Origin of the sequence: Micromonospora sp. NPDC048999 (assembly GCF_040649295.1) — a bacterium.
Classification (GTDB): domain Bacteria; phylum Actinomycetota; class Actinomycetes; order Mycobacteriales; family Micromonosporaceae; genus Micromonospora.
The window spans coordinates 1-11249 of the sequence record NZ_JBEZFI010000071.1 but is presented as its reverse complement, the minus strand read 5'-3'; the positions used below and the strand labels follow the sequence as shown (position 1 = coordinate 11249).

Genomic DNA, 11249 nt, shown 5'->3' with positions numbered 1-11249 from the left:
TGATTCGAACGCACCGGGGCCACCGCAGACCTGGACCAGGCAATCCAAATCGGCCGAGAAGCCGCGACCGCCACCCCCACCGACCACCCCAACCGCGCCGGGTACCTGTCCAACCTCAGCCTCGCGCTGCAAACCAGATTCGAACGCACCGGGGCCACCGCAGACCTGGACCAGGCAATCCAAATCGGCCGAGAAGCCGCGACCGCCACCCCCACCGACCACCCCAACCGCCCCATGATCCTGTCCAACCTCGGCACAGCACTGCGAACCAGGTTCGAGCGCACCGGGGCCACCGCAGACTTGGACCAGGCAATCCAAATCGGCCGAGAAGCCGTGACCACCACCCCCACCGACCACCCCAACCGCATCGGAACGTTGTCCAACTTCGGCACAACGCTGCAAACCAGGTTCGAACGTACCGGGGCCACCGCAGACCTGGACCAGGCAATCCAAATCGGCCGAGAAGCCGCGACCGCCGCTCCCACCGACCACCCCAACCGCCCCATGATCCTGTCCAACCTCGGCACAGCACTGCACGCCAGGTTCGAACGCACCGGGGCCGTCGCCGACCTGAACCAGGCAATGCAGGTCGACCGAGAGGCTCTGGCCGCCACCCCCACCGACCACCCCAACCGCGCCATATATCTGGTCAACCTCGGCCTCGCGCTGCAATCCCGATTCGAGCGCGCTGGGGCTACCGCAGACCTGGACGAGGCGGTGCACATCTGGGCGCGGGCGAGTCGACTACCAGTCGCGCCGATCGCAGTACGCCTGAGAGGGTGGTTCGGTAGGTTGTGTCCTTTGTAGGCTTGGCTCCGTATCTGAATGCGAGCCGTGGTCGTAACCGGTGAGGGCGTCGGGCCGTTGGGTTGATCATGGATGAGCGAGCGGCATATCCGAGTGACCTGACCGATGAGCAGTGGGCAGTGGTCGGACCGTTCCTGCAGGCATGGAAAGACCGGCACCCGTCGGTCTCCGGGCATCAGGGCCGCTACGAGCTGCGGGAGATCGTGAACGCGATCTTCTACCAGAACCGGACCGGGTGCCAGTGGGCGTACCTGCCGCATGACCTGCCGCCGAAATCGGCCACCTACTACTACTTCGCGTTGTGGCGTGATGACGGCACCGACCGAGCGATCCATGATCTGCTGCGCTGTCAGGCGCGGGAGAAGGCCGGCCGGGCGGAGGACCCGACCGCGGTGGTGTTGGACACCCAGTCGATTCGGGCGGCCAACCACGTCCCGGCCGCGACGACCGGCAAGGACGCCGGGAAGAAGGTCCCGGGCCGCAAGCGGGGCCTCGCGGTGGACGCCCTGGGGTTGATCATCGCGGTGGTGGTGACCGCGGCGTCGGTCACCGACAACGCGATCGGCGTGAAGCTGCTCGACAACGTCCTCGCGCACAGCCCGACGGTGACCAAGGCGTGGGTCGACACCGGGTTCAAAGACGACGTGCAGATCCACGGCGCCGTGAACGGTATCGACGTCGAGCAGGTCAAACGCGCCGACACCACGGTCGGGTTCGTGCCAATCGCCCGCCGGTGGGTGGTGGAGCAGACCAACGGCACGCTGATGCTGCACCGCCGTCTGGTTCGCGAGTACGAAAGCCGACCCGCCTCCGCGGTGTCACGCACCTGGTGGGCCTCGACGGCGAACCTGGTCCGCCGGCTCACCGGCACCACCACCGCGTCCTGGCGCGACCCGGGCCACCAGCGGTGACCCAGCCGACGCTGCTGAACCTGCTCACCGAACGCGAAACCGCCGCCGGCATCACCGTCGAACGGCTCCGCGAGCAGATCGGCATCCTCACCGAGCAGCTCACCGCGGCCGAGACCGAACTGGCCGAACTCGCCATCACCCGCAAAACACTGCTGCTGCTGACCGGCCACACCGACCCGGCCACGCCCGCTGACGCGACCGTCGCCAGCCCCGCCTACCAGCAGATCCTCGCCGTATTCCACACCGCCACCGGGCCGATGCGCGCCAAAGACATCTGCCGCGCCCTCGGCACGGGCACCACCGCGAAGGACACCGAAGGTCTCCGCGCCAAGCTCAAACGCCTCGTCGCCCGCCAGATCCTGACCGAACCCGAGGCCGGCCTGTTCACCCTCGCCTCACCGACGCCGTCCGCGTAACGCCACGAGCAGGACCTCTACCCCACGGCCAAACCCACAACGGACATACACTACCGAACCACCCTCTGACGGCCGCGGAGTGTTGGGCTCGCGCCACCGCCCATTCGCGAGGGCTCGCTGCCGCGGTCGACGCCTACGCCGCGGCGGTGGATTTGCTTCCGCTGCTGGCCTGGCGGGGAATCGGTCACCGGGATCAGCAGCATCTGTTGCAGACCCACGCGGCTTCACTGGCTCGCGATGGTGCCGCGTGCGCGATCGCTGCCGGCCGCCTTGACCTGGCGGTCGAGCTGCTGGAAGCGGGCCGTGGCGTGTACTGGTCCCAGCTGCTGGGTACCCGCACCGACCTGACCGCCCTGCAGCAGATCGCACCCGAGCTGGCCGAGCAACTGCTCGACTGTCGCGCCGTCCTCGAACAACCCACCCCAGACGGACGCACCGGCCTGGACCCGGCTCAGGCGGTGGAAGCACGCATGGACGCCGCACGCCGGTTCGACAGCCTCGTCAACCAGGTCCGCGACCTGCCCGCCACGGAATCTTTTGCGCACCCGGGCAGATTCCTCACCCCGCCGGAGGTCCGCGCCCTGCTGCCCGGCGCCGACGACGACCCGGTCGTGGTCATCAACATCAGCCGGTGGCGCTGCGATGCCCTCATCCTCACCCACCACGGCGTCACCCCCGTCGCCCTGCCGAACCTGACCGAAGAGCAGGTCGTCGACGAAGCCAATCGATACCTGGAAGCGCTGCAAGAATTCGAGCGCAGCCGGCGTAGCAGCACAGACCGGTTCAGCCTGGATATGGCGATCACCACCGCCCTGGAATGGTTGTGGGACCACATCACCGCCCTCATCCTCACCAAGGTCGGCCACACCGACACCCCCACCGGCGGGTGGCCGAGGCTGTGGTGGTGCCCCACCGGTGCCCTCACCGTTCTGCCAGTCCACGCCGCCGGCCACCATCACACCAGCAACACGGTCCTGGACCGGGTTATCTCCTCCTACACCCCGACCCTGCGCGCCCTGGTCGACGCCCGCACCCGAGAAGTTTCCACTCACCCGGCGAAGATCCTCGTCATCGCCCTACCGCACGCCCCTGGGCGGCGCCCACTGCCCGGCGCCGAGGTCGAGCGTGACCTGTTGGCCAGCCGGTTCACCCCCCAGACGCGTACGGTCCTGACCGGCCCCGACGCCACCCGCCATAACGTCCTGACCCACCTGCACGGGCACCACTGGCTCCACGCCAGCTGTCACGGCACCCAAAACCTGGCCGAACCCGCCACCGGCGGCCTGATCCCTCATGACTGGGACACCGCCGGGCTGATCACCGTGACCGACCTGGCCGGCCCGGACCACACCGGCGGAGAATTCGCGTTCCTGTCCGCCTGCAAAACCGCCACCGGCGGTGCCACCAACCTCGACGAGGCGATCACGGTCGCCGCCGCGATGCACCACGCCGGTTGGCGGCACGTCGTCGGCACGCTATGGAGCATCTGGGACGACACCGCTCCCACCATCACCCAAGACCTCTACGCCCAACTCCTTCTCGGCGAAGACTTCGATGCCCGCACCGCCGCCCACGCCCTGCACCACGCCCTTCACAAACTGCGGGCCAGCGACCCGACGCGCCCCAGCAACTGGGCACCCTTCGTCCACACCGGCCCCTAAAAACGTCCCGATGAACCGGAGCAGGTCCGCCATCCCTTGGGTTCGCCTACGGGACCCATGCGCGGCGTCGACAGTAGTCATCCGCCGGAGCAGGTACGCGCCAGCCAGGTGCTGAGCGTCCGGCTGGTGTCCTCACCGAGTGCCGGCGCGGCTCGTGCCGCCAGCGCGGCGAGCTCGCCGTGCTGCACGGCGGCGACCCGCAGGTCTGGTGGTGGATTGCGGCGCCAGGTGGTTTGTGCGCCGTCGCGGGCGAGACGGGTCACGTCCGCCTTGCCGCGTTCGGCCAGGCGAGGGTCTGGGTCGAGGGTGAGCATCAGGGCTGCGCGCAATTGGACGTCGATGCTGTGGCCGCGCAGGAGGCGGTAGCCGGCCCGACGCAACTCCACGCGGCGTTGCCCGAGCAGGTCCCAGGCAAGACCCGGCGGCAGGGCACTGGTCATGGGTCGCAGCGCGGCGGTCACCTCCCGGATCACCGCCGACGACGGATCCCGCAGCAGCGGAAGCACTTCTTTCGCGACAACCGCATCGAGTAGGCGCAGGCCTCGTACTGTCTGGGCGCGGACCCTGTGCTGCGGGTGGCTCAGTAGTGGTCGCAGCAGCGGGGCGTCCGTTGCCGAGCCGGTCTCGGTAAGCCCGGCGATCGCACCCAGCGCCGGTTGTCCGGCGCTGACCGCTGTCCGGTAATGCTCCCGGGCGTCGATGCCGAGCCGACGGGCCGCGTCCCGGGCCACCGCCCGGACCAGTGGCGCGTCGTCGTCCAGGTGCGCGGCGACGTCTGCGTCCTGGCCGACCCGGACCAGCCCGGTCAACGCGACCACCCGCACCTCGGCACGAGCTGACCGGGCCAGGCGTCGTAGGACGTCATGGCGGCGGGTCCAGACCGCCTCGCGGCAGGCCGCCTCGGCTGCCCGGACCCGAATCCCCACATCCGTATCGGTCTCAGCACTGGTCACAAGGTCAGCCAGGCGCAGGCAGCCTTGGGCCAGGACGATGTCGAACACGAACCGCCGCTGCCGGCGGCTACCCGCGTCGAGCAGCCCGCGCCGCACCTGAGGTAGCGCCGACAGCAATGCCGCCCGTATCTGGGTGACGGCAAAACCACCCCGCAGCCGCGCAACTCATAGTTGGGAATGTATCGATGCGAACGGAGGCTGCCCTGATAGCGAGCCCTCTCATCGTGATCAAGGGCTGGCCGGGCAGGCAAGGCGGACGCGCCAGTGCTCCATAGGACGGAATTCTCGGCTGGACAGCAGCCGACCAGGCTCTGTCTGGTGTGCTGACGTGCCCGGCTACTTTCGGGCGGCCAGGTCCAAAATATCCCGGATATGCCACTGCCAATACACGCGATCGAGGCAACGTCAAGGTGGTCGATCTGCGCTCGGTGGGTCGTGCGCCGGCCGCCACGGCACAGACTGCCGCGGTCACCACGACTGTCAGCCGGTGCCGGACACCGCGGCGAGCGCGGGGATCCGGCAGGGCGGCCAGCGCTGCGGGCAGCCCAGCAGCGGTTTCGGGCACGGTGACAGCCGGTGCGGTGGACACAGACGAGATCAGCGATGATGGCAGGGCGGGGCATGACTCACTTCGGACGGTCAACAAGGCGTAGAGAACCTCGATGATCATCTGAACGAGTCATGCCCGCCCTGCTACCACCAGCAAGGGCGCGTCTACACCAACCATATCAAGCCGGACACCCCCACGACTTTGCCGGGGCCCTGAGGGGTCAGGTTTCCGCCGAGCGGCAGGGCACGAAGAGGCCCCGGCGAGTTCCGGGGCCTCTTCTTAGCGCTCAGCTGCCCTGTCTGGCCGCGCGCTCCGCGGCCTCGTCCTCGGCGCACGCCTTGTGGCACGGCTTCCCGTCACCGCCGCGCATCCACGCGCCCTCCCGCAGATCCGGCACGAGAGGGATGGCCGGTGGCGTGCTTGGACCAGTCGAAGACGATCCTGTGCTTCTTGGCGAACGAGCCGCCCAGGTCGACCACCACCGGCCCGCGCGGATCCCGAGGCGCCGCCGGCGGCCGCCGGTAGCCGGTGTCGACGCCGTAGTTGCAGTCAAGGTTCAGCTTCCGCGGCTGCATGGTCACCCGTCGTCCTGGTCCGGGTCCAGCTCAAGGCTCGGGACCGGCCGGCGGCCGGCGCGGTCGTGGAGGTACCGCTCCATGTCGTCGGAGGTCACCCAGAAGTACATCGGCCGGCCGCGCGAGTCGGTCTGCTCAATCGACCGCCACGCCCCCGACGCCGCGCCAACGACCAGGTCGTCCAGGTTGAGGCCGCAGGCGGCATCCAGGTAGACGTGCAGCTGCCCGCACGGGCGGCCGCGGGCCACCGGGCAGCATGCGTCGCCGGCCGCACCGTTCGATCTCGGCCGACCGGGCGCCACCGGAGACGAGCAGCTCGTTGCCGGTGCGGACCCCGGCGTTCGTCGACGGGATCGTGGCTCACGGGGCGCGATGCTCGACCTGCACGGCCGGGTTGTCGGTGGTCCGCATCGGCATCACCCCGTCCTGGCGGGCGATCCGAACGCGTTTCTTCATCGTCGAGAGCGACAGCTTCGACACCTGCGGCTCGTCGCCGAGCAGGAGGCCTCCCTCGCCGCGCACCAACACATCGGTGACACGCTTGCCGGTCGACGAGCGGGCCTACACCTCGACGGAGAAGCCGGCCCGCTGGGAGATGCTTGCGACCCGTTCATTGAGGGCCTTGTGCTTGTCCGACTCGACAGCCGTCGGGTGGTTCTTCGCAGCTGACTGGTTGAGGTGCACGGCTTGGCGCGGGCCCCTCCCATCCGGGCTGCCCTTCAAGTACATCCACTCCGGGCAGTCCGGGTTGTTCCTGTGGCACGCCCCCATGCACCGCAGCTCACCCGCGCGGACCCTCCGCGACCGCAGCTCCTGCCACAGTCCCGGACGGTCCGGGTGCCCCAGATCCGCTCGGCTCAGATTCAGGTCGATCCCGAGCCGCACGTGCCGCACGGCCTCGGCCACGCAGGTCCTCCTTCCACCCGCCCCACCCACCAGAATGAGTGGCGGTACCGACGGGATCGACCGTTCGCGCGACCGGCGACGCTGAACACCGCCGATGAGACGACGAAGGCCCCAGAGACTCCCCGAGTCCCTCGTCATGCAAGTTCAGGTCTACGTCGTCGGCTGGGCGGTGCCGCGCAGGTCCTCGGGCGCGAGGTAGACGGCCAAGCCGTCCAGGATCACGGCGGTGCAGGCGGACCTCGCTGTCGCGCAGGCCGCAGGCCTCGTCGCGGCCGGGGTCCGCGGTAGGCCATGTAGTGCCACCTCGGGTGCAGGTCGGGGTGTTCGGCGGCGTAGTCGAGGAACTGCACGACCTGGGTATCCTCCGTCCACACCATCACCGGGCCGTACGTCGCCGGTGCACCGTTGGACGCGTTCGTCATCCCACCCGTTCAGTCGGGGCCGGTCGGCGGGGACCTTGACCAGGGCGGCGGGGTTGGAGCCGACGATGACCTCATCGGCGAGGGCGTCGTTGATCGTCTTGCGGAGACAGGCTCGGATGCGCTGGCGTGTGCTGGCGCCGGTGGGTCGCACGCCGGTGCGGGTCTAGGAGGGTACAGGCGATGCCGAGCTTGCCCGGATAGCTGGCGAGATCGTGCAGGGAGTTGCTTCCGGGAGAGCGTCGCCTGGCGGGTTGCCCCGCCAGGCGACGCCTACGGCGACGTCAGCGCCCGGTGCCGATCGGCTTCTTCGGCCCGGCCGGGCAGCCGCTCATGTCGATGGCCTTAGTCTCGCCGCGGCCGATCGTGACCCTGACCGAACGGTGGATCTTGCCCGCGGGGTTCCGGCACGACACCACCCAGCTCTCCTCCAGCAGGGTGGAGCTTTGCTGGCTCTGCCGCAGGGACGGCAGGACATGCCACTCGAACCGCCCGTTGTCGGGCACCCGCATCGTGCTCTCGATGTGCAGGTCGGACGGCAGCACGACCGTCTCGCCGTCGCGTTCGACCGGTGAGGAGTCAACCGAGACGTCCTTGCTGATGGTGAGCTCGATGCCCCGCGGGGCCGGCCCGGTGAGGACGGAGTGCGTACGCGGATCGTTGGCGGCATCCCAGGCGATGAGGAGCGCATCGCGGATGCTCGACCCCGCGTAGAACCCGGTTCCGCGGTACTGGTCGATGACGTACTGGTACTGCGGATGGAACCGTTCGAGGCCGCTGTGTCCCGGCGTCAGCTCCGGCGTGAAGCCGAGGGTTCCGTTCGCGTACAGGCCCTCCTGCTCCGCCACACCACTGGCGACGTAGTAGACGTCGGGCCAGGGACCGGTCGGCCAGCCGCCCAGGGCCGCGCCGAGTTGCTGCGCCAGGCCGTCGTAGAGGGCTACCTCGGCCGGTACGGGCTCCAGCGGCGACGACGGGGCGCGCAGCAACCGGGCATCCGGCGTGTGATTGTTCACCGCGACCACGACCTGGTGGCTGTTGAGCAGGTCGGTCATGGCCGCGATCTCCGGCTCGGAGTAGGGGGCCGCGCCGTGGTGGTTCTCGGCGGTCGGGGAGGCGCTCGATCCCGGGCCGCCCCAGAACGCTCCGTAGTTGCGGTTGAGGTCCACGCCGAGTTGCCGGCTGTCCGCGGCCGCGCACTGTTCCCGGGTTGGCACCTCACCGGCCGCGACCCGACAGTTCTTGCGCTTCATCTCGTTGATGAGCTCCCGCGACATCGTGTAGCCGTCCGGGTTCACCGCTGGCACGATGATCAACCGAGAGGAGTCGACGAGCTTTTTGATGTGGCTGTCCGTGGCGTAGCTCTGCAGGACGTCCTGGGCGAACTCCATGGTGAATTCCAGCGTCGGCCACTCGCGAGCGTGGTGTAGGCCGGTCGTCAGGAAGACCGGCTTACCGGAGTCGGTCTGCACGTCGCTGCTGATCTCCATGCCCAGGATCGCGTGCCCCAGCAGGGACTTCCGGGAAAGCTCGAACACCTTCACCTTGTCGGGGTAGCGGCGCTCGAACTCTCGCATCTCACGTTCGGCCTCGTCCAGCGTCCGGTACGACACGCGGCCGCTCGGCAGGCCGGAGGCGATCGCGGGGTTTGCCTGCCGCGCTGCTTCCCGCTGCGCCTCGACCACGCGCTCGGCCGTCATGTCGGCGAGTTGGTCCGTCGCGTCGGATACCTCCACCTGCCAGTTTCCGCCGGCGAGTTGCGCGCGGTCAGCCGCGCCGTGCAGCAGCACCTCGGCATGCGTGCCGGTGAAGTCGATCACATCCAGACCAAGGTCCATCAGTTTCTGGCGTTCGACGTTGGTGGTGGCCTTGACCTTCGCGATAGCCAGCCCGTTCACGGCAGCGCTCGGCTTTGGATCGGGGGCCGCGGCGGCGGCCGTCGCCAGGCTGACGGACATGGCGACTACCATGCCGAGGGCACCCACCCGTCTTGGCCATCGAGAACTCAACGAGGTGATGGCGGCCGTTCTCGAATGGCGGACGGAGGAAATGATCGACTTCAACGAGCACTCCTGTCGGTCGTGCGGGCTTACATGGGCAGTCCGTCACCGCGGTGGACGAAAGGTGGAACTCCGAATCGGAGGGAACCGCCGTAGGACGTCACCGTAAAGCTCACCTGGTGCGACGCTTTCTCCGTCAATGCCCTGCGGCAAAAACGGTCACCGACGCGCCGGCGTCGCACTGCGGCGTCCCCGCTCACAAAAGCTCCTAATAGGAGAATCTAGGCGGATGTGTAATCTATCCGTCATGGACGATCGACTTATAGTGGCCGACCGTGAGGCGAGGCCAGCAGCCGCCGTGAATCGTTTCGGACGGCCAGTGGGCCGAGGTCGAGCCGTTGCTACCGCCCCGACCGCCTCGTCGGCGGCGCTATCCCGGCCTGTTACGACACGCGGGTATGAAGCGGATCGCGCGGATGGTGCTGGACCCCTGCAGCTCGATTCGGGTCTAGGTGGCTCCATGTTCGGTCGACCGGTAGAGCCCGTCGGTGCCGTAGCTCATGCTGACGGTCAGCACGACAGCCGCAGCGAGCAGCCGCAATCCCTGGTCTCGTTCCTCTCACCTCCAATCGCCCGTCGCAGGGAATGCACTTCACCGACCAGCGCATCGATCTTCATCAGAGGCTAGGCCTTATGAGACATCGACCGCACCAAGCACGTGCCGAAACGGCCAGTCGATGGAATGGTGCAGGTGTAGGAGTGCCTGGATCTCACCCGCGCTGCCCGGCTCGACCCACGACCTGACGGCCGCCCGCGAGCACGGCATCATCGATGCCCTTACCGACACGCAGGTGATGACCTTCGCCGACAAGGGCTACCGGGGCGCGCGCGGCACCGTCATCGTCCCGTTCTACGGCCGGAACCTGCCCGAGCCCATGCGCGAGGTCAACCGCTCCCACGCCAAGATCCGCGCCATCGGCGAGCGTGCCATCGCCACCGTCAAAACGTGTAAACTCCTGGCCAAGCTGCACTGCTGCCCACGCCGCACCACCCCGGTACTCGCCGCGATCCTCGTCCTTCAACTCGTCGAGGAGCAGCGCCACTCGGGTTGAGAACAGCTCACTGCCCCGACTCGGCCAACAGATGAGCCCGACTCTCCACCGTCCGCATCCCGGGCCAACGTCCGACGACGGAATTTCTATGAACATTGTGGATTGGTAATCAAATTGCTTAGCCTGTCCCCTTCGAGTGCGACAGGGTTCCATACGCGCCGGAGCGCCACACCGGTTGTCCTCGATGCCTTCTATGGCGGACGGGCTTGAACGAGTAGCGTCAGCGGTCGGTATTCAGGAGCGGGAGGGGCCGGGAATGCGGCTGCGCGTATCGGCGATGGGTGCCATCGCCCTGTCATTGGTTGTGCTGGTCGGCCTCGGTGCCTGCAGCGAGGTGTCCTGCGGGGGCGGCGATTACCCCATCTACAGTTCGGTCGACGACCTGTACCGGGCGGCCACCCTCGTGGTGTGGGCGCAGATCCCGGGACCGCCGGAGTCCAGGAGGGTAAAGACCGGCCCGGGCCCGACCATGGAGTACAAGGTCTACCGGGCCCAGGTCGGGAAGGTATTCAAGGGCACGCCGGGTGCCGCTACGGTCGAGATCAAACAGCTCGCCTGCCGTGAGGGCAGTGGGCCCGGTCTGGCCGTCGGCACCACGTATGTGCTGTTTCTGGAGACGTACGCCGACGTACCGGCGTCGTTGCTCAACCCGATCCAGGCTGAGTACACCGTGGACTCATCCGGTCAGCTCGTCTCAGCCAGCGGCAATGCCCTGACGTTGACCATGGCCGACCTCGAGCGGCTCTCCCGCGGCAGCTGACCGCGATGTCGGCGGCGCCTCCACACGCATCGCGCGCATGCATCGATGATCAACGACATTTATGCCTACGAAAAAGATCATCGCTGAGCCATTTTCATCCTGCGTAGCGGTTCGCTTCGACGTGGTGCAGGACGAGGATGGCCTGCACGATTGCGGTGGCGCGGCGTGGGCAGCAGCGC

The 11249-nt window shown here is 68.1% G+C and carries 12 protein-coding genes and 3 pseudogenes; 7 read left to right on the top strand and 8 right to left on the bottom strand.

Annotated features, from left to right (window positions below):
* Window positions 1-30 precede the first annotated feature (30 nt).
* The 5 genes and pseudogenes from AB0C02_RS32525 to AB0C02_RS32505 form a co-directional block, all read left to right on the top strand.
* Window positions 31-189, top strand: a pseudogene (locus tag AB0C02_RS32525) (hypothetical protein); the annotation flags it as partial.
* A gap of 45 nt (window positions 190-234) precedes the next feature.
* Window positions 235-807, top strand: coding sequence for a tetratricopeptide repeat protein (locus tag AB0C02_RS32520; RefSeq protein ID WP_357553049.1), 573 nt, complete (start codon window positions 235-237; stop codon window positions 805-807).
* Window positions 808-875: 68 nt separating this feature from the next.
* A complete protein-coding gene (locus tag AB0C02_RS32515; protein WP_357553048.1) occupies window positions 876-1718 on the top strand; it encodes an IS5 family transposase in 843 nt (280 codons plus the stop codon).
* Complete coding sequence (locus AB0C02_RS32510) at window positions 1715-2134, top strand: hypothetical protein (protein ID WP_357553047.1); 420 nt, start codon at window positions 1715-1717, stop codon at window positions 2132-2134. Before AB0C02_RS32515 ends, AB0C02_RS32510 begins: the two co-directional genes overlap by 4 nt.
* A gap of 146 nt (window positions 2135-2280) precedes the next feature.
* The gene (locus AB0C02_RS32505) at window positions 2281-3795 is read left to right on the top strand and encodes a CHAT domain-containing protein (protein WP_357553046.1); all 1515 of its coding nucleotides are present in this window, start codon (window positions 2281-2283) and stop codon (window positions 3793-3795) included.
* A gap of 77 nt (window positions 3796-3872) precedes the next feature.
* Here AB0C02_RS32505 and AB0C02_RS32500 read toward each other — a convergent pair whose 3' ends face one another.
* From AB0C02_RS32500 to AB0C02_RS32470, 7 genes are all read right to left on the bottom strand, one after another.
* Window positions 3873-4844, bottom strand: coding sequence for a hypothetical protein (locus AB0C02_RS32500; RefSeq protein WP_357553045.1), 972 nt, complete (start codon window positions 4842-4844; stop codon window positions 3873-3875).
* Window positions 4816-5418 carry a transposase family protein gene (locus AB0C02_RS32495; protein WP_357553044.1) on the bottom strand — a complete coding sequence of 201 codons (603 nt, stop codon included), beginning with the start codon at window positions 5416-5418 and terminating at the stop codon, window positions 4816-4818. Before AB0C02_RS32495 ends, AB0C02_RS32500 begins: the two co-directional genes overlap by 29 nt.
* 236 nt (window positions 5419-5654) lie before the next feature.
* Window positions 5655-5879, bottom strand: coding sequence for a hypothetical protein (locus tag AB0C02_RS32490; protein WP_357553042.1), 225 nt, complete (start codon window positions 5877-5879; stop codon window positions 5655-5657).
* Window positions 5876-6121 carry a hypothetical protein gene (locus AB0C02_RS32485; RefSeq protein ID WP_357553040.1) on the bottom strand — a complete coding sequence of 82 codons (246 nt, stop codon included), beginning with the start codon at window positions 6119-6121 and terminating at the stop codon, window positions 5876-5878. Before AB0C02_RS32485 ends, AB0C02_RS32490 begins: the two co-directional genes overlap by 4 nt.
* Before the next feature lie 112 nt (window positions 6122-6233).
* On the bottom strand, window positions 6234-6395 hold the full coding sequence (locus AB0C02_RS32480; protein WP_357553038.1) for a hypothetical protein: 162 nt from the start codon (window positions 6393-6395) through the stop codon (window positions 6234-6236).
* A gap of 39 nt (window positions 6396-6434) precedes the next feature.
* A complete protein-coding gene (locus AB0C02_RS32475) occupies window positions 6435-6779 on the bottom strand; it encodes a hypothetical protein (RefSeq protein WP_357553036.1) in 345 nt (114 codons plus the stop codon).
* A 703-nt stretch (window positions 6780-7482) separates the two neighbouring features.
* On the bottom strand, window positions 7483-9156 hold the full coding sequence (locus AB0C02_RS32470) for a M14 family zinc carboxypeptidase (protein ID WP_357553035.1): 1674 nt from the start codon (window positions 9154-9156) through the stop codon (window positions 7483-7485).
* An 806-nt stretch (window positions 9157-9962) separates the two neighbouring features.
* On the opposite strand from AB0C02_RS32470, the pseudogene AB0C02_RS32465 reads away from it, so the two are divergent.
* A pseudogene (locus AB0C02_RS32465) lies at window positions 9963-10310 on the top strand (transposase family protein); the annotation flags it as partial.
* A 193-nt stretch (window positions 10311-10503) separates the two neighbouring features.
* Complete coding sequence (locus AB0C02_RS32460; protein WP_357553033.1) at window positions 10504-11070, top strand: hypothetical protein; 567 nt, start codon at window positions 10504-10506, stop codon at window positions 11068-11070.
* Between the two features lie 94 nt (window positions 11071-11164).
* Here AB0C02_RS32460 and AB0C02_RS32455 read toward each other — a convergent pair.
* Window positions 11165-11249, bottom strand: a pseudogene (locus AB0C02_RS32455) (IS5/IS1182 family transposase); the annotation flags it as partial.

Bases quoted from the DNA above. Each gene is read 5' to 3' on its own strand.
- AB0C02_RS32495 (WP_357553044.1), bottom strand. From the start codon at position 5,418: ATGATCATCGAGGTTCTCTACGCCTTGTTGACCGTCCGAAGTGAGTCA.
- AB0C02_RS32460 (WP_357553033.1), top strand. From the start codon at position 10,504: ATGGCGGACGGGCTTGAACGAGTAGCGTCAGCGGTCGGTATTCAGGAG.
- AB0C02_RS32520 (WP_357553049.1), top strand. From the start codon at position 235: ATGATCCTGTCCAACCTCGGCACAGCACTGCGAACCAGGTTCGAGCGC.
- AB0C02_RS32515 (WP_357553048.1), top strand. From the start codon at position 876: ATGGATGAGCGAGCGGCATATCCGAGTGACCTGACCGATGAGCAGTGG.
- AB0C02_RS32470 (WP_357553035.1), bottom strand. From the start codon at position 9,156: ATGTCCGTCAGCCTGGCGACGGCCGCCGCCGCGGCCCCCGATCCAAAG.